This is a genomic window from Acinetobacter sp. SH024, assembly GCF_000163635.1.
Lineage (GTDB): Bacteria > Pseudomonadota > Gammaproteobacteria > Pseudomonadales > Moraxellaceae > Acinetobacter > Acinetobacter pittii.
Genome location: NZ_GG753600.1, coordinates 551210 through 569394 on the forward strand (window position 1 = coordinate 551210; position 18185 = coordinate 569394).

Here is an 18185-nt window from a genome sequence, read left to right on the forward strand (position 1 = left end):
GCCGTTATAGGATTTTCAAAAATTTATCCAAAAATCGCATTAACCGTTAAGAAAAAGACAGAAGGTCCAAGTAAGCACCCTAGTCCTGTATAGAAGGTTGCAACTAAAGCGCCATAAGGTACCAATCGTACATCTGTACCTGCCAATCCCGCAGCTGTACCACTGGTTGTTCCTGCCAAACCGCCAAAGACCATGGCAGAGCGTGGACTTTTTAGATACATAAATTTCGCAAGAAGTGGCGTACCGACCATAAAGAAAACTGACTTGATTAAACCAATTGCAATAGAAAGTGCGATGACATCAGAACTCGCGCCAATTGCAGTGCCAGTAATTGGACCTACAATATAAGTCATTGCGCCTGCACCGATCGTTGTCATCGAAATTGGATCTCGATAGCCCATAACCCATGCAACCATAACCCCAATTGCAAAAGGCACAACACAACCAAGCATTAATGCAATTAGACCAATTTTGCCTGCTTTCTTCACTTCTTTCACATCAACTTCAAATGCAGTTGAAGCAATAGCTAAATCACGAATCATGGCTCCGCCCAACAGCGCAAAACCAGAAAAAATAGCGATGTCAGAAACGCCTTTGGTTCCTTGCGTATAAACCCCTGCGAAGTAAGCAACAACCAAACCTAAAGTAATCGCGATTGCAGAGCTTTGTAATTTTCCCTTCGTCAAATATTTTGAGAGTAGATGGGAAACGAACATCATTAAACCCGTTACGGCAAGAGCAGTAACTAATGCATTTTTTGATAACACAGCAATTATAGCGTCCATCATTTAAATCCTTTTTGATTGAACTTTTTGTAGTTTATGTTGCTTAGGCTATTTTTTCCTTGGATTCTATCGTCCATTCATAGGTTTCATAGTCGCCACTAATTCTATTTAAATAACGGATGACTAAAACCGTGCCGATTAACGATGCAATAGAGACAATCAGTCCTAACATGCCCCCTGATAAAGCGGCAACCACATTTTGACCTGCTGACATCGCAACTACGATCGGAATATACATACCTGACCAATACAAGACGCCAAATTGTGTGACTTGAGGTAAGTAACCTTTTTTTGCCAATAACTCTTTAGATAAGATTAACAGAATCATCGAAATAGCCACTCCACCGACATTCGCTTTAACGCCTAATACCATGCCTAAGGTGTTGCCAAGATAGTCACCTAATAAATGGCAGATCGCTAATATTGCTGTTCCATAAATAATCATTGTAAATCCCTCATATCCTTGGGTTATTACTCAATTTTTAATTTGTATTGTAATTACAAAGAAGCATTATTTTCGTTTTGCATTGCCAATTGAATGCTGTCTAAACGTGTTCCCTGAAATGACAATACAGTTCCTTCTTTAAACGTTCGACGTGCAAGTGTAGTAAGTACCGTTCCCGGCAAAGCTTCTATCTGTAACCTTACACCTCGCTCCCATGCAGCTTGGATGGTGCTTTCCCAATCTACAGTTCGACTCATATTAAAAGCCAAGTCATCACCAATTTGTTCTGGCCTGCCAAGCGTACGAGCCGTTGTTCCACTTAAATAACGTATTTTAGGCTGCTTTAAAGTCACTCCCTCCATAGATGCTGCAAGTTGCTTTGCTTGCTGGCTTAATAATTCACAGTGCGATGGTACCGATACATCTAATTTTTTTGCCACCACGCCTTGTTGCTTTGCCAAAACAGCAACTTGGTTCATGGCTTCAAAGCTTCCTGAAATAACGATCTGGTTATGTGCATTAATATTTGCGACAAAAACCTTTGGCGTTATTTCATAAATCTGTTTGACCCATGCATCGACAGCTGAACGATCTGTACCAATCAGAGCTGTCATGCCATATCCAGCGGGGTAAGCGTTTTGCATAAGTTCACCTCGATAGGCAACCAAACGAACGGCATCCTCAAAGGCTAAAACTTCTGCTACAACCGCAGCCGACCATGCACCAATTGATAGCCCCGCTACATAATCAGGTTTTAAGTTTTCAGCCATTAATAGAGCTGAACTCACCACACCAGAAATCAGTAAGCAAAGCTGTACTGCACGTGTCGATTGCAATGCAGCCGAACTATCCAACATCAAGACATCTTCTTTGAGTGCATCCGATGCACGCTCAAGGTATTCTTTAGCTAGAGCGTTTTGAGGTAAGTCGTGCAGCATATTGCTTCGTTGCACACCTTGTCCCGGATATACCCAAATTGAAGCCATGATAACTATTCCCTAATTCCATGGGTTTTCTACTAAAACAGCGCCATCAGGACGTTTTAATAGAACTTTTCCGCTATTCCTGGCCCATTCTTTTAAAGCCAAACCACCTTGTGGAAGTTGTAGCTGTATATCTACATTGAGCCCTGCTTGCTGAAAATTTTCGAGTAGCTCAACTGCCTGTTTTTTGGCAAAAGGCTGTTCAGCTCGAATCAACAAATCTATATCACTTTGCTGAGTTACCGTTTTAATACCAGTTGCCAGCTCAAACCCGAAACTTCCTGTATATCCCCAACATCCTGAAAAGTTTTTCATAATGCTGGAAATGCTTTGTAAACGTTCTGCCAAGTGTGCAAACTGTTGCGTATCTATGCGAGTCAGCGCTTCTGGCTTAAGCTGTCTGCTAATCGCTGATCGTGGTATTTGAGCTGCATATCGTTGATGACGAAATTGCCCTCTTACACCCACAGCCACCTGATCTACAGGAGTAATTGCCCGTCGAACTACAACAGGATCACCTCGTTGCAATACCTCTCTCACCCAATGCGGAGCATCATCGGCCAAGCAATCGACCGTCATGCCCCACAGTAAATCATGGGCTTCAAGCTTAAGTTTCATGACCATTGCTCACGCAATAACTCACGGACTTTTTTAGACATTTGACGGTTTTGGCCGTGAAGTCTGTGTTCCAATCCTCTAGATTGATCAGCATTAATTTCTTTAAATGCTTCTACAACTGCCTGTTTCGCTAATAAAAGATCATCATTTGTCGGTTGTTCAGGGTTTTCAACAGATAACAGTTCGGATAACAAACCAAGCGTTGCATAACTTTCAATGTCATAAGCCATTGGTGGAATGCTTGAGGCCAATTGCTCTAACTCATCAACCGACCGTAGCGTGACTCGTGCAGCAGATTCTTTACCCATTGCATGCACCATAACACCTGAATCTTTTAAGGCAATAATACGATTGGCTTGGTATCCATGCGCCAAGAAAGCACCCGACATTGACTTACCAACCAATAAACTCACAATAGGATGGCCTGCCAATCTGGCTCTAGCATAGCTATCTACTGCACCCGCTAAAGCTTGATGAATACCTAATAGTTCTTCACGGCGTCCATAGGCCTGACTTGGGACATCAACCAAGCATAAAATGCCGCGTTTAGTTTCAGCCTGTACATCAGCTCGAATCACTTCATCGACTGCTTTTGCCAAACCCCAACCTTCTAACAGTCCAACCTCACCTTGTTTTGCCCGTGGGAATAGATTATTGCTGTCTTGAACAACTGCGATCACACGCACCGCTTGCTGATCGATCTGACCATCAGCCACCCAAACTGAACTTGGAAAACCTTCAACTGTTTTAAAGCTTTGCGTGAGTGCGTTAAACCAATGTGCACCCCGAGTAGATGCTTTTAATGTATCAATGGCGATATTCATGCTTGCTCTCCTTGATACAAAGCTTGAACCTGTGCTGGAGTAATTTGCTCAGCAGTGTCGACTTGTTGTAACTGTGCTAAATAGAATGAGTAATTTGAACTACGGTGCTGCTGAGGCAAGCCTTGAGTTAAGTAATCGATGACTTGCTGACGAATTTTCTGACGATCATCGTCTACATAAGCATCTGCCAAACCACTCGCGAAGAGCTGATTACCACCCGTAATACTCCATATAAATGGACGATCTTTGGCGTTATATTCTTGTACACCAGCTTCTTGTTCTATCACTTGGGGACCATTCAAACCTAAACGCCCTTCTTGTGTCATTACAATATAGCTACATAGACCAGCCGCAATTGACATACCGCCGAAGCACCCTACACTGCCTGCAACCACAGCAATCACAGGTTGGTACTGACGTAAGTTCACAATGCTAGCCTGAATTTCAGCAATTGCAGCCAAGCCTAGATTTGCTTCTTGTAAGCGAACGCCACCCGTTTCCAACAATAAAATTGCAGCTGTTGGAATGCCTTTCAGGTTGTCTTCAACTGCAAGCTCTAAGGCTCCCGCAATTTTGGCACCGCCCACCTCGCCTAAACTTCCACCTTGAAATAAGCCTTCAATTGAAATTAAAACCACTGGGCGCTTTTGAATAGATCCTTTTGCAATCACTACACCATCATCGGCTTGTGGGACAATATTTTGCTGAATCAACCAAGGCGACATAACACGGGAAAATGGGTCGAGTAACTCTCGAAAAGTCCCTTCATCTAATAATGCTTTAGCACGCTCTCTGGCGCTGAGTTCAATAAAATCTTGTTTATTTAACAAGCTCTCGATATCAGTCATGAGCAATCTCCTCTAATGCTTGTTCCAGACGTAAGCGCACGACACCGGGAGTTGCACCAAAGTCATGAATATCAATATTGACGGCAGGTGGTATTTTCGCAGTAAAAATTCGTTCAAAAACATTGTGCCAACGTGCTGCACTGCCATCTACCGAAGTCACTACATGAATAGAAGCTTTTCCAGTTTCACCAGGTTCCATCAAAATTTCTAAATCGCCAGAGCCGACACATCCTACCAACGCTTTTTTTACAGGTGGCTCTGTCGCCACAAATTCAAAATGAAGTGTTTCCATCATCAAAATCCCTCTTTATTTTTTAAAGATGACTGCTGAGCACGATCTATAAACAAGGTTGCTGCCAACAAATCTGCGGCACCACCAGCAGAAGCCTTCATCCGAAGCAGGTCAATCTCTAAAAGATGCAAAGCACGTCGACCTTCCAAGCTTGAGCTACCACCCAAATCCAATACTTGCTGAGCACCTTGTTGCATACGCTTTAAACCAGATGTGCCAGAGCGATAAAGCACACAGGTATCGGTCAAATCTGTCATCATGGCAAGTAAGGCATCTAAGCGAGCGAACTCTTCTTTCATGGGTTTACTACGACTTTGATAAAGTTGCTTTAACCCAAAATTCACAATAGTTGGAAAGCCTTGTTGAGCCTGTTCTTTGGCACCTAAGATGCCTAATTTCTTTTGTACTTGTTGACCATGACTCAAGGCCTGATTTGGAATAAAACGATCTTCAAGCTGAGCAATCTGGCCTGCTAACTGGCATAGCTCAACAGCCGATAAATATTGTTGATTACTGCGCGCCAATGCTGCTGCCGTAACCATTAAACCTAACGCCCAAATTGCACCGCGGTGTGTGTTGACACCATCTGTCGCCAACATCATGGTCTTTTCACCTTGGCGGCCAATTTCTCCAATGTCTTCACGTAAAGCTAAACAAACCTCACCATGATGTATGGCTGCTTGAGCCATTTCTTCAAACATGGATCCTAAACTTTTTGCAGAGCTCTCCATTAACTCCAATGTCAGGTCATCATGAGCACCACTACCACGACGGTCTACCAAGGCGGGCTTAGGAGTCAGATTAACTTCATCAATTAACGCTTCGACTGCCATATCTGCCAAAAGCTGACTATCGCTGAAAGTTTGATATTGAACTTGTGCCATCATTACCAACTCCTAAACTTTGCAGGGGGTTGATATAGACCATCTGACCATGTCACCAAGTCGGCAATATTTTTTGCAGCTAAAAGTTCACGTGTTGCATCGGTGCGGCGAATACCTAAATCTTCAGGAAATACCACCAAACCTTCACGTCTTAAACGTGCTGTTGTTTTCGGGTCTTGGTTTAAACCAATGCTAGTCACACCTGCCACCGCAGCAATCATGGCTTGGCGCTCTTCTTGGCTGCTTGCTTTATATAAATAAGCAATGCCTTCTTCAGTCAGTAGATGGGTGACATCATCGCCATAAATCATGATTGGTGCTAAAGGTAGGCCTGCTGTTTTAGCAACATCAATGGCATCGAGACGATTCACAAAAGTCGGCTTACCGCCCTCTTGGAAAGTTTCCACCATTTGCACAACGAGTTTTTTACCACGTGCCAAATAAGTTTCTGTTTCATTAGCACCTTGTAAACGCATATCTAACCATGCTGGCGTATCGTGACGACGTCCGCGTGGATCATGTCCCATATTTGGTGCACCACCGAAACCAGCTAAACGGCCTTTGGTGACAGTCGAAGAATGTCCCATACCATCAACTTGCAAAGTTGCGCCAATAAATAGATCAACGGCGTACTGACCTGCAAGCTGACACATCATGCGGTTAGAACGTAAAGCACCATCACGACCTGTAAAGAAAACATCAGGACGAGCTGCAACATATTTTTCCATACCGAGTTCGGTACCAAAACAATGCACGCTTTCAACCCAACCTGTTTCAATCGCTGGAATTAAGGTTGGATGCGGATTTAGTGTCCAATTTCGGCAAATTTTTCCTTTTAAACCTAAAGACTCACCATAGGTCGGTAAAATCAGTTCAATTGCCGCAGTGTTAAAACCAATACCATGGTTTAACGATTGCACATTATGCTTTTCATAAATTCCGCGAATTGCTATCATCGCCATAAGCACATGCACTGGCTTGATATGTTTCGGGTCTCGAGTAAATAACGGTTCGATATAAAATGGCTGATCTGCCACCACTACATAATCCACCCAAGAAGCAGGAATATCAACACGTGGTAAATCTGAAACGTCATCGACCAGCTCATTGACCTGAACAATCACAATACCATCACTAAAAGCAGCAGGTTCAATGAGTGCTGGAGAGTCTTCGGTACTTGGGCCTGTATAGATATTGCCTTGACGGTCTGCCATAAAACCCGCCGAGAGTACCACATTTGGAATGAGGTCGACCACCAAACGTGAATACAATTCGATATAGGTATGAATGGCGCCGATTTCTAACAAACCATCTTCAATTAACTGGCTAATACGTAAGCTTTGTGGGCCAGCAAAAGAAAAATCGAGTTTACGCGCAATGCCTTTTTCAAACAGATCAAGATGTTCTGAACGCCCTACGCTTGGCATGATCATATGCAAATCATGCAAAATATCTGGATTGGTTTGAGCCAAAGAGCGCGATAAAAAATCAGCCTGTTTTTGGTTATTCCCTTCGAGTACAACTTTGTCACCCGGTGTAATTAAGGTTTCCAAAACTTTAATAATGTCTTGAGTTGGAATCACCACACCATCGGTATATCGATTTGCCATCTCTAGTTTTAGTTGTTTGGCATGACGCCGCTTTGTCCATAACCGTTCTTTATTCTGAACTGAGCCTTCCATGTGTTTACCTATAGATCGCAGTTTTGTTCTGAATCTATAAAAACGCTTTATGGAGTTTCGATCAATCAACCTAGATGAGTTGTTATTAACTTCAGGTTAATGATTGCCGCAGCTTCTCTCTTCTGGCTAAGCCAAAAAAGAGAAAAGCAGGTTGTTTAAATTCTTTTTAACGCGGTTTGCTCAATAGCCATTCTAGATTTTGACGGACCGCAGGCCACTCATGTTTCAAAATGCTATAAACATGAGTGTCCCGCAAAATATCATCTTTCACAATTTGATGACTTCTTAGCACACCATCGAGTTTTGCACCTAAGCGTACAATCGCGGCTTGACTTTGAACATTTAAAGAAGATGTGCGTAACTCAACCGCAATACAGTTTAAAGTCTCAAATGCATGAGCCAATAGCAGCTTTTTACATTCAGTATTTACAGGCGTACGTTGTGCAGACTTTCGATACCACGTCGAACCAATTTCTACACGGCGATGAGCTTCTTCAATATGCATGAGAGTGGTCATGCCCAGTGCTCGCCCCGTTTTTCGGTCTTCAATATAAAATGGCAACATAGAGCCGGCTTTTTGCAAATCAAGACGTCTTTCAATTTCAGCAGTCATTTGTTCAGGTCTTGGCACACGGGTATACCAAAGATTATAGAGTTCCCCATCGCAAACGGCCTCTTTGAGCGCTTCAGCTTGAGTTACATCTAGCGGCTTTAAAATAACGTGCTCACCCACTAATTCAACAGGTGTAGTCAAAGACATCTTTTTCTCCTCAATTGATATTAAGCTTTTATATTTTCAAAATTATTTATTTAACTCAGCCACACTGTACATGGCATTCGCTATAGTTTGATGACCAGATTTCGATAGGCCATCTGCCGCGCCTAAAATGTCCCGGCGTTCTTTGTTTTGCCCAAGTTTTGATTTTCCTTGCAGCTTGGTAATTTCAATCTCAATACCTACAATGGCTTTTAACATCGGTTCAAGATAATCCTTTGGTGCATCGGACATTTTCCATGGTTCAGGTTGAGATGCTTCATGAGTGCGGGTTAAGCGAGCTACTACACCACGAACATAACGCTCATCATCCCGAATTGTCACTTTGCCATAAGCATGCACAACCCTATAGTTCCATGTCGGTACTTGTCTGTGCTGTTCATGTTTAGATGGATACCAGTTTGGTGAAATATAAGCATCGCTTGCTTGGAACACGACAATTACCTCATCTCCACTTTTAATATCCTGCCAAACAGAATTATTTCGTGACACATGCGCATGTAGCACACCCAAGTTCCCTTCGCTTGCCTGTAATTCGAATGGAAGATGATTTGCATCTAAGCCATTACTTCCATGAGTAAAAAGCACTCCAAATGGATGTTCTGCAATAAGAGAATGCAATACATCCAAACTGTTTTCTGCAAAATCATCAGGGATATACATGGCTAAAACCTCACTGTAAATATCAGGGTTATTTATATTTTGTGTTGTAAATTTTCTGGTTTATGTGGTTTATTAAAAAGAACCACTTTGTATTTTTTTAAGTAGACCAGAATTATGGCAAGAATGGCAAAAGTTGTTGAACTTCCGTCTATTGCAAAGATTGATAAAAGCCAAGGAAAGATAAGTGCTCAACTGACTCAAGCTTTACGCGAAGCTGTACAAAGTGGTGATTTACAGCCTGGCGATCCATTGCCTTCTTCACGTGAATTGGCTTTAACCCTAGGTGTCGCTCGCGGAACCATTATTGAAGCTTACGATCAGCTTTTAGCTGAAGGTGTGTTTGACTCTCAACCACGAACTGGCACTTATGTGTCTCATTCTTTGGTTAAAACATCTGTAATACAACACTCATCAAAAGAAAATAAACCTAACTCGATATCTTTGACCAAATCGGCACGTTCTTATGCCAAAGTGCTTGATGAATTTAAGCCACTTCCCCATGTTCCTTTTGCGGTATCTGTCCCCGTTGGACGGACTCAACCGAGCGACATCTGGCGTAAATTTGGTAATAAATTTAGAGCTCGGGGTGCAGGTGCCCCTTCGGGTTATGGCGAACCTCAAGGCGTGTTATCACTAAGAGTCGCTATAGCAGACTATGTCCGACGGTCACGCTCTGTCCACTGCGAACCTGACCAAATTGTGATTACACCTGGCATCCAGCAATCACTTTATATTTGCAGTCAGATTTTATTTGAAGCAAAAGATGAAGTCTGGATTGAGGATCCGGCTTATCGGGGTACAACGGCTATTTTTGAACATGCTGTACAAAACATTCGGATGGTACGTGTTCCTGTTGATGAAGAAGGCATTCAGGTTGAAACTGGAATTAAGCTTTCTAAACATGCACGTGCTGCTTTTGTAACCCCATCTCACCAATATCCACTTGGCATGCCGATGAGTCTAGCAAGACGCACTGCTTTATTGGCTTGGGCAAAACAGCAAAATGCATGGATCATTGAAGATGACTATGACAGCGAACTCCGTTATAACGGTCAGCCCTTCCCATCTTTACAAGGCATGGCACCCGACCAAGTCATTTATCTGGGTACTTTCAGCAAAGTACTATTTCCTTCCCTTAGACTTGGCTATGCAGTATTACCTAAAGAATTGGTAGCACCTTTTTGTGGGCTTAGAGTCTTAATTGATCGACACCCACCTGCTGCCGACCAGCACGTTTTGGCTGCTTTTATTCAAGAAGGCTATTTAGAACGGCATATTCGACGCACTCGAAATGTCTATGCAGAAGTCCGCGAATACATTATTGGTTTGATTGAAAAATACATACCTCAAGAGCTGGCTTGGTTACAGCCAGGCGATCAAGGCATGCATATGGTGTTATGGCTTGCTCAGCATATTAATGATATTGACGTTGCAAGTTCGGCAATCGATGCAGGCATTGCCATCAAAGCAATTTCACCGACATTTTCAAAAGAGCGGCAACGTTCGGGTTTAATTGTCGGCTTAGGCGATTTTGAACCCGAACTGATGCAACAAGCCATAAAAAAACTATCAAAGATTATTCAACAATATGACAAGCCGACTTAGACAAAGCCTACAATAACAGCCATAGATGAATCGCAAATGGCCCAATCAGTACCATTAAAATACCTGCAATGACCATGGTTAAACTGGCAATCACTCCTTCTTCACTATTTCTTTGCTGTGCTCTCACTGTACCAAAACCGTGGGCTGCATTTCCGAAAGCTGCCCCATTGGCCACATTTGAACGAATTTTAGTAATCGCTAAAATTGCGTCACCACAAATCATACCGACCAAACCAGTAATAACGGTAAATAGTGAAACCAATGCTGCCGAACCATGAATATCTTCGGCTAAAATCATGGCAAAAGGTGTTGAAATAGAACGTGCCATTAAACTGTTGGTCACTTCTGGGCTAAAGTGGAACCACTGAGCCATCTCATAGGCTGACATCACACCTACACTCATCCCCACAATAATCGCAATTGAAAGGACTCCAAGGTTTTTACGAATCGTTTCCCGATAACGATAAATCGGTACAGCAAACGCAACCGTTGCAGGCCCTAATAAATTAACAATCCACTGCGTATCTTCTGAATAAGTTTGGTATGAAATTCCAAAAATCGTCATCAAAATGATGGTGAGTACAGGCACACTAATCGCGGGTGACAACCAAAGTTTTGGATTTTTCTGATAGATCCGCTTTGCCACAATATAGGCTGCCAAAGTCCAGATCAGACAAAGAATTGACCAGATATTCATGTCGTTTGCTCTTTAGATATGCTTATGTTGAAGACGTTTTCGAGCCTGTAAATAAGCTTTCAAACGATTGTAATAGTGAATCGTCAGGCACGTACTGAGCATGACCGAAATGGTCCCAACCGCAATGCTCAAGACAATTTGCCACCCTTCGGTCATAAACAAGGTTTTATACTGAACTACGGCAACGACTACAGGCACAAAAAACAGTAATAGCTCACCTAAAACCACAGTTGCTCCCATTGCCACCTGATCCATTTTGATAATTTTAAAGAACAGGCATAAAAGTAATAAAAACATACCTAAAATACCTGCCGAGACAGGTACACCGAGCTTTTGATGTAAAAGATACCCGATCCACCAAAATCCAGCCAAAATCAAAATTTGTTTAACTAAAACTAAAAGTGAAGGTTGTTTGGGTGTTCCAGAAGCAGATTCAGTACTCATTTTGCGAAATTAGATGGTTAACTACACTATTATGCTAGCTTGGTTAGACCTGCTAAATATGAATTATTTATGTTAATATTATTCCAAAATGGAATAATCTATTCTTTATTATGCTTTCTCTAAAATCATTACAGTGCTTTGTTACTCTGGTTAAAACTAAAAGTTTTACCCGTACTGCTGAAGAGTTGTATCTGACTCAACCCACTATTAGTAAAATATTACAGCAGCTTGAAGAGCAACTTCAGGTACAGCTTTTGGTTAAACCCGATCATGGCCGTAAAAGACAAATCGAGTTAACTGAAATTGGAGAGCGCATTTATCAACATGCAATCGAGCTTCTTCAGGCAGAACAGAACATCTTTCTTGAAATTGAAAACTACCATCAATTAAAAACAGGAACTTTAAAACTTGGCGTTCCGCCTTTAGGTTCGCAGCTTCTGACGACTGCCCTGTTTGATTATCATCAGCAATTACCAGATATTGAATTGGCTTTTATGGAAGTTGGTTCACGCGGTATTGAGCAAGCTTTGCTTAATAATGAGCTAGACGTTGGTGTTTTATTGCAGCCTTTTGATGAACAAACTTTTAATAGCATCGAGTTATGTAACTACCCTTTAATGGTCCTTTTACGCCGTGATGCCACTTGGGCAACCCGCAAAAAAATAAATCTAGAAGAGCTACAACACCAATCATTTTTAATGTTTCCTGAAAATTTTTCTTTAAACAGTATTATTCTCGATGCATGTAAGCAGCATGGTTTCTACCCAACCATTGCGTGCCGGACCAGCCAATGGCACCTCTTAGCAGACATGGTGTTACAACGTATGGGGATCGCGCTTCTTCCTCAATATTATACCGACATGCTTGACCCGACTTTATTTGCAGCAGTGCCACTCGAAAAACCAAATATTCAATGGCACTTAGTCATGGCTTGGAAAAAAAATCTTCCTGTTTCACCAGCAGTACAAGCTTGGCTTAGCATTGTCCGTCAACATTTTCAGCACATTAAGCCCTAACGTTGAAATAGCTTAATTCAAAAACCGATAAAGCTTTTCCACAAAAAAGCTACCCAATCTTGAATCAGCTCACTTAGACTAGATCCGATTGTTTTATGACATGGACAATAACAATGAATAATGAACATTTTAAGCTGTACACAGATTCACAATTTCTAAGCCCCTATGCGTTTACAGTTTTTGTAGGGCTACATGAAAAACAAATTCCATTTGAAATTGCGACCATCAACTTAGGCCAACAAGGCCAGTTTGAAAAATCTTATGTAGCAAAGTCATTAACTGCCAAAGTGCCTGTACTCGAGCATAACGATTTTGCCTTATCAGAATCCTCCGCCATTTTGGAATATCTTGAAGAGCTTTATCCAAACACATCTATTTATCCAAAAGATATTCAAGCACGCGCAAGAGCAAGACAGATTCAGGCATGGCTCCGATCGGACTTAGTTGCACTAAGAACTGAGCGTCCAACCGATGTTATTTTTATTCAGCCCACCTCCACTCCACTTTCAGAAGAAGGTCTAAAAGCTGCGGAGAAACTTTTCTTTGTTGCAGAAAAACTTCTTGCGTCTGATGCCGAATTTCTTTTTGGTTCATGGAGCATTGTGGATGCTGAACTTGCATTAATGTTGCAACGCCTTATTCAAAATAGTGATGCTATACCAGAACGTTTAAAAAACTATGCATTACAGCAATGGCAAAGACCGACCGTACAAAAATGGCTTGCCTTGCGACATAACTAAACCCTTATATTTACACCAAACATGAGATAAAAAATGAGTGATTCAAACTATATTCCTCCACAAGTTTGGCAATGGACTGGAGAAAAAACCGATTTAAACCAACCTACTTCAGGCCCTCGCTACGATCATACACTTCCTGTAGGGAAACATCCGCTCCAGCTCTATTCTTTAGCAACGCCTAATGGTCAAAAAGTCACTATTTTATTAGAAGAGCTTTTAGCTCTAGGACACCAAGATGCTGAATATGATGCATGGCTGATTAAAATTGGTGAAGGACAGCAATTTGGCAGTGGTTTTGTAGAAGTTAATCCAAACTCTAAAATTCCAGCGTTAGTTGACCATAGCCAAAACCCGCCATTAAGAGTATTTGAGTCTGGCTCAATTTTGCTTTATTTAGCTGAAAAGTTTAAAGCATTCATTCCGACTGATATTGCTGCACGTACTGAATGCCTCAATTGGTTATTCTGGCAAATGGGCAGCGCACCTTACCTAGGTGGTGGTTTTGGGCATTTTTATGCCTACGCACCCGTTAAAATTGAATATGCGATTAACCGCTTTGCCATGGAAACAAAACGTTTACTTGATGTGTTAGATCAGCATCTGGCAAAAAACGAATATTTGGCTGGTTCTGAATATTCGATTGCTGATATTGCGGCATTTCCTTGGTATGGCGGTCTTGTTAAAAACTGGGTATATAACGGCGCGGAGTTTTTAGGTGTCGATCAATATAAAAATGTTCAACGTTGGGCAGATGCGATTTTAGCGCGCCCTGCGGTACAACGTGGTCGTATGGTCAATCGTACTTTTGGTGATTTAACTACGCAGTTGCATGAACGCCATGATGCGAGTGATTTTGAGACCAATACTCAAGATAAAGTTTAATTATTATTTTTAAATAAAACCCACTTTTGCTCAAAAAGTGGGTTTTATCATTCTTCCAATAAAAATCTTATTGATGCAAAGAAAGTCCTTTAATTGCCTTATCAACTGCTTTTTTAGGTCCTCTTAATGCTAGCCCAACCAAATTTAATTGATTCGCATCTTCGGCCAAAAATACAGCTCGATTATCCTCATCATTGCCTGTAGAAAACATGGCATGTACATAGGGAATTATCGTTAAATCTTGCTCTATTCCTTTGCGATGTGCTTTTTGTAGACCAGATAAATCCCCCTCAAATACCAACATCGGTTGCCCTAGCATGTTGCCATACTCATAGCCATTTGCATCGATATAAGGTTTCCCCAACATTTCAGGTACAGCAGAGGCAATCCCCGTTGCCAAAAAAGCCACCACATTTAATCTCTGCCACGTCGCAAGATCATTACGGACAATCAGCGCAATTTTTGTGTCAAACATAAATCTCTTTCCTGAATCATTTATTTTAGGTCGCTCATCATGACTCATTCGGATTTTTCTCGTCTTGTACGTTTGTGCAAGAGCCATCACAAACGTACAAGACCCTAAATTTACGAGTCACTATGCTGGGTTGTTTTTGTTTCAGTAGATACGTTATGGAAATCTTTTTTTATACCTTGAGTGTGATGTATAGCCCCGGTCCAGTAAATTTTATGGGGCTAAATGCTGGGCTTACCGGACAATTCAAAAAAACGATTTATTTTTTTATAGGCGTTGGTTGTGCAATGCTGATGTTATTCATGATTTTTGGATATCTTGGGGCTGCAATCATTCCACAAAATGCCTTGCACTATATTGCGTTGTTTGGTGCACTTTATACGTTTTATCTTTCATACCAAATGTTAAAGTCAGATATCGATCTGAGTAATGAGACCACTGAAGTTCAGGTGCTTTCGTTCTGGAATGGTTTTTGGATACAAGCTTTAAACCCCAAAGGGATTTTAGTCATTTTGCCTGTTACAACCATTATGTACCCTACTGCACATATCATTGGTGTACAAATCTTCTTCGTATCATTGCTCATTTCACTGGGTGCAGCTGGCGCGCCCTGCCTTTACTCTTGGGCAGGTGCTGTGTTAGGTAAAAAAATTAAAAATAAAATCTGGTTTAATCGTATAAACCGAGCCATGGGATTGATGCTAATCATTTCCGGCATATTTATGCTTTATGATTTTTTGAAAGGTATGCAGCTAATTTAAGATAAAGTCTATGTCAGCCTAAACAGGCTGGCTTTTGTTTATGAAGAGAGTTTATTGATCATCCGCCATCTGGCTGGAGTCAATCCAAATGCTTTTAAAAAATGACGTGTCATGTGGCTTTGATCAAAAAATCCTGCAATCAATGAAGCTTGAGTTAAGGACTCTCCATACATCAAACAGGACTTCACAACTTCCAGTCTGCGCATAGTCATATATCGATGTGGACTTGTACCAAATAGCAATCGGAAGTCCCGTGAAAGGCTCCAACGGTCTCGTCCCACATTTTTTTCAATATCATCTAAAGAGATATTTTCATATAAAGAGGCATGTATAAATTCTCTAGCACGCTCCGCTGCAATATAGTCATAAGAATGTGAGGTTCGCTGATGATTACCAGAAATTTCGTAAAGTGTGGTTGCAAGATCATATAAAGCATCTTGTTTTTCTAATGGATCAATATGGTGATCCATCCCTTGTAATAGAACATCAGTTGCTTTAAATAATCGAGGATCCTGACTCAACCCATTCTCAAAAAATGGTAAAGGTTTACCCTTCATAATTTCCTGTAGTGTTGCAGGTTCTACGTACACCATCCGATATCTAAAACCGTCTCGACTACCTGACTCGCCATCATGTTTTTCATCAGGATGCAAAACCATCGTCATACCCGGCAAGCTATGTTTCATCTCTCCACGATAATGAAAGCTTTGAACACCTGTTAATGTTCGACCAATGGCAAAAGTATCGTGGCGATGCGACTCATAAGCATGATCGGTAAAAAAGGCTTCGATTCGTTCGAGACTATTAGGGTCAGAATTTCTGACGATCCAATCATTTGCATTGGGTAATTCAATCACATATTCACCAAAATTTTATATGTGCTAGAGAGCATTCTACCTATACGTTTATGCTATCGTTATTTTGAAAAATAGCCTGTATATAACTCACTCAGCCAAGCGACAAAAACGCGTACGCGTGGCGAGAGCTGCCGATGCTGCGGATATAAAGCAGAAACTGACATCTTCGGGATTTCCCACTCCGATAAGACCTCAACTAGTTGCCCGTCTTTTAACTCATTTGCCACATGATAGCGTGGGACCTGAATTAAGCCAGCCCCTTGTAAGGCAGATAATACATAGTTTTCAGCGTCATTTACCGCGATCCAGCTTTTCAAAAAATAATCTTGTTTTTTGCCATTCACCATTAATTCAAATGGATAATTCCGTCCGCCTGATGTCGAGAAGAAATTAACACAATAATGTGATAACAAATCCTCTGGTTGCTGTGGCATTCCATGTTTATTTAAATAGTCAGGACTTGCACAAATCACTTGTGGCATATCGACCAAATGTCTAGCAATTAAAGTGGAATCATCCAAACGCCCCGCTCGCACCACGCAGTCTATCCCTTCCCTAATCAAATCAACCAAGCGATCACCCGTACTGATTACCAGTTCAATGTCGGGGTACAACTCGTGAAATTGATCAATATTAGGTAAAACAATTTTGGTCGCATGCGCACCGGATAAATCGACACGTAATAAACCACGGGGCTGTGCAATTACATTGCGTAAAGACGATTCGGCATCATCGAGTTCCGATAATATTTGTGTACAACGCTCATAAAATGCCTGCCCATCTAGTGATGGTCTTACATGCCGAGTCGTCCGCTCTAGCAAACGGCACTGTAAATTATTTTCTAACTCCTTAATGGCATTACTTGCTGTAGCGCGTGGGATATTCAGCTGATCGGCTGCCTGACTAAAACTACCCAGCTCTACAATGCGGGTAAAAAGTTGCAAGGTATCAAATTTATCCATGGTGCTCGCTTTTAACCCTGTCTATTATTAATAAATATGGAATTATCTTATCCAATTCTGATGATTTATCCCATATTTCTATATTATTAAAATAAGCCATACTTAATCAAATAGGCAATCTAAAAATGAATATTTCAAGAAAAACAGCTCTGGTTACTGGTGCATCACGTGGTATTGGCCGTGCTATTGCAGAACGTTTAGCTCAAGATGGTTTTTATGTGATTGTTAATTATGCGGGCAATAAGGTCCATGCCCAAGCCACTGTAGATCATATTATTGAGCAAGGTGGTCAAGCCTCTGCTATTCAAGCGGACGTCGCAAATGAACATGAAGTGAGTCGTTTGTTTCAAGAAGCTAAAGCCATTAACGGTCAATTGGATGTTGTGGTTCATAGTGCTGGTATTATGCCTATGGCAAAAATTACACCTAAAGGTCTGCCAGATTTCGATAAAGTAATTCATACCAATTTACGTGGTACTTTTTTAATATTGGCGTATGCAGCCGAAACAGTTCTGGATGGTGGCCGGATTATTGTCCTTTCAACGAGTGTAATTGCTAAATCTTTTCCGGCATATGGTCCCTATATTGCTTCAAAAGCAGGTGTCGAAGGCTTGGTACATGTGTTAGCAAATGAGTTATGTGGACGCAATATCACTGTAAACGCCGTTGCGCCCGGTCCGACAGGCACTGACCTTTTTTACAATGGAAAAACTGAAGAGCAAGTAGCGGCTATTGCAAAACTTGCTCCATTGGAACGAATCGGAACACCTGAAGAAATTGCTGGCGTAGTGGCCATGCTGGCTGGCCCAGATGGGGGCTGGGTAAATTCTCAAGTCATTCGTGTAAATGGTGGATTTGCTTAATTTTAAAAACCGTGCGGATTATTTTAATCTGTACGGTTTTTTACTAAATAATAAAATTTCTTAAATCTATTTTATTTTAATAACTTT

At 41.5% G+C, this 18185-nt stretch carries 22 protein-coding genes; 6 read left to right on the top strand and 16 right to left on the bottom strand.

Annotated features, from left to right (window positions below; all coding sequences use genetic code 11):
• Positions 1–23: 23 nt before the first annotated feature.
• The 11 genes from madM to HMPREF0013_RS08575 all read right to left on the bottom strand — a co-directional run bounded on the left by madM (position 24) and on the right by HMPREF0013_RS08575 (position 8799).
• Entirely contained in the window at positions 24–785 is a 762-nt protein-coding gene (madM, locus tag HMPREF0013_RS08525) for a malonate transporter subunit MadM (RefSeq protein ID WP_002114328.1), read from the bottom strand.
• A gap of 43 nt (positions 786–828) precedes the next feature.
• Positions 829–1230 (bottom strand): malonate transporter subunit MadL, encoded by a 402-nt coding sequence (madL, locus tag HMPREF0013_RS08530; RefSeq protein WP_002114391.1) that lies wholly within the window; start codon positions 1228–1230, stop codon positions 829–831.
• 53 nt (positions 1231–1283) lie between these two features.
• Positions 1284–2216 carry a malonate decarboxylase subunit epsilon gene (gene mdcH / locus HMPREF0013_RS08535; RefSeq protein WP_002114337.1) on the bottom strand — a complete coding sequence of 311 codons (933 nt, stop codon included), beginning with the start codon at positions 2214–2216 and terminating at the stop codon, positions 1284–1286.
• A 12-nt stretch (positions 2217–2228) separates the two neighbouring features.
• Complete coding sequence (locus HMPREF0013_RS08540) at positions 2229–2837, bottom strand: malonate decarboxylase holo-ACP synthase (RefSeq protein WP_002114470.1); 609 nt, start codon at positions 2835–2837, stop codon at positions 2229–2231.
• Complete coding sequence (gene mdcE / locus HMPREF0013_RS08545) at positions 2828–3655, bottom strand: biotin-independent malonate decarboxylase subunit gamma (protein WP_002114453.1); 828 nt, start codon at positions 3653–3655, stop codon at positions 2828–2830. Before mdcE ends, HMPREF0013_RS08540 begins: the two co-directional genes overlap by 10 nt.
• The gene (locus HMPREF0013_RS08550) at positions 3652–4503 is read right to left on the bottom strand and encodes a biotin-independent malonate decarboxylase subunit beta (RefSeq protein WP_002114329.1); all 852 of its coding nucleotides are present in this window, start codon (positions 4501–4503) and stop codon (positions 3652–3654) included. Before HMPREF0013_RS08550 ends, mdcE begins: the two co-directional genes overlap by 4 nt.
• A complete protein-coding gene (locus HMPREF0013_RS08555) occupies positions 4496–4795 on the bottom strand; it encodes a malonate decarboxylase subunit delta (protein ID WP_002114504.1) in 300 nt (99 codons plus the stop codon). Before HMPREF0013_RS08555 ends, HMPREF0013_RS08550 begins: the two co-directional genes overlap by 8 nt.
• A 2-nt stretch (positions 4796–4797) precedes the next feature.
• On the bottom strand, positions 4798–5682 hold the full coding sequence (locus HMPREF0013_RS08560) for a triphosphoribosyl-dephospho-CoA synthase (protein WP_002114265.1): 885 nt from the start codon (positions 5680–5682) through the stop codon (positions 4798–4800).
• Positions 5682–7361: a malonate decarboxylase subunit alpha gene (mdcA, locus tag HMPREF0013_RS08565; protein WP_002114334.1), complete on the bottom strand. Its 1680-nt coding sequence runs from the start codon at positions 7359–7361 to the stop codon at positions 5682–5684. The genes HMPREF0013_RS08560 and mdcA overlap by 1 nt, the downstream gene beginning before the upstream one ends.
• 166 nt (positions 7362–7527) lie before the next feature.
• A complete protein-coding gene (locus HMPREF0013_RS08570; protein WP_002114164.1) occupies positions 7528–8121 on the bottom strand; it encodes a GNAT family N-acetyltransferase in 594 nt (197 codons plus the stop codon).
• Between the two features lie 42 nt (positions 8122–8163).
• Entirely contained in the window at positions 8164–8799 is a 636-nt protein-coding gene (locus HMPREF0013_RS08575) for an FMN-binding negative transcriptional regulator (protein ID WP_002114412.1), read from the bottom strand.
• A gap of 114 nt (positions 8800–8913) precedes the next feature.
• Between HMPREF0013_RS08575 and HMPREF0013_RS08580 the strand changes: the two genes are divergently transcribed.
• Complete coding sequence (locus tag HMPREF0013_RS08580; protein ID WP_005076496.1) at positions 8914–10404, top strand: PLP-dependent aminotransferase family protein; 1491 nt, start codon at positions 8914–8916, stop codon at positions 10402–10404.
• 7 nt (positions 10405–10411) lie between these two features.
• Here the strand turns inward: HMPREF0013_RS08580 and HMPREF0013_RS08585 are convergent, their stop codons facing one another.
• Together HMPREF0013_RS08585 and HMPREF0013_RS08590 are read right to left on the bottom strand one after the other, a co-directional pair.
• Positions 10412–11101, bottom strand: a complete 690-nt coding sequence (locus HMPREF0013_RS08585) for an LrgB family protein (RefSeq protein ID WP_002114481.1) — start codon at positions 11099–11101, stop codon at positions 10412–10414.
• A 12-nt stretch (positions 11102–11113) separates the two neighbouring features.
• Entirely contained in the window at positions 11114–11545 is a 432-nt protein-coding gene (locus HMPREF0013_RS08590) for a CidA/LrgA family protein (RefSeq protein WP_002114274.1), read from the bottom strand.
• Positions 11546–11655: 110 nt separating this feature from the next.
• On the opposite strand from HMPREF0013_RS08590, the gene HMPREF0013_RS08595 reads away from it, so the two are divergent.
• The 3 genes from HMPREF0013_RS08595 (at position 11656) to yghU (ending at position 14183) form a co-directional block, all read left to right on the top strand.
• Complete coding sequence (locus HMPREF0013_RS08595) at positions 11656–12561, top strand: LysR family transcriptional regulator (RefSeq protein WP_002114497.1); 906 nt, start codon at positions 11656–11658, stop codon at positions 12559–12561.
• Between the two features lie 113 nt (positions 12562–12674).
• Positions 12675–13301: a glutathione transferase gene (gene yfcF, locus HMPREF0013_RS08600; RefSeq protein ID WP_002114315.1), complete on the top strand. Its 627-nt coding sequence runs from the start codon at positions 12675–12677 to the stop codon at positions 13299–13301.
• Between the two features lie 33 nt (positions 13302–13334).
• Positions 13335–14183, top strand: coding sequence for a glutathione-dependent disulfide-bond oxidoreductase (gene yghU, locus HMPREF0013_RS08605; protein WP_005802452.1), 849 nt, complete (start codon positions 13335–13337; stop codon positions 14181–14183).
• A gap of 67 nt (positions 14184–14250) precedes the next feature.
• On the opposite strand, the gene HMPREF0013_RS08610 is transcribed toward yghU, so the two are convergent.
• A complete protein-coding gene (locus HMPREF0013_RS08610; RefSeq protein ID WP_000460598.1) occupies positions 14251–14658 on the bottom strand; it encodes a DUF2000 domain-containing protein in 408 nt (135 codons plus the stop codon).
• Positions 14659–14813: 155 nt separating this feature from the next.
• On the opposite strand from HMPREF0013_RS08610, the gene HMPREF0013_RS08615 reads away from it, so the two are divergent.
• Positions 14814–15416, top strand: coding sequence for a LysE family translocator (locus tag HMPREF0013_RS08615; RefSeq protein WP_002114301.1), 603 nt, complete (start codon positions 14814–14816; stop codon positions 15414–15416).
• Between the two features lie 38 nt (positions 15417–15454).
• Here HMPREF0013_RS08615 and HMPREF0013_RS08620 read toward each other — a convergent pair whose 3' ends face one another.
• Positions 15455–16273: an AraC family transcriptional regulator gene (locus tag HMPREF0013_RS08620; protein WP_002114483.1), complete on the bottom strand. Its 819-nt coding sequence runs from the start codon at positions 16271–16273 to the stop codon at positions 15455–15457.
• A 59-nt stretch (positions 16274–16332) separates the two neighbouring features.
• A complete protein-coding gene (locus tag HMPREF0013_RS08625) occupies positions 16333–17235 on the bottom strand; it encodes a LysR family transcriptional regulator (RefSeq protein WP_002114210.1) in 903 nt (300 codons plus the stop codon).
• A gap of 125 nt (positions 17236–17360) precedes the next feature.
• On the opposite strand from HMPREF0013_RS08625, the gene HMPREF0013_RS08630 reads away from it, so the two are divergent.
• Entirely contained in the window at positions 17361–18098 is a 738-nt protein-coding gene (locus HMPREF0013_RS08630) for an SDR family oxidoreductase (RefSeq protein WP_002114398.1), read from the top strand.
• The last annotated feature ends 87 nt before the right edge of the window (positions 18099–18185 follow it).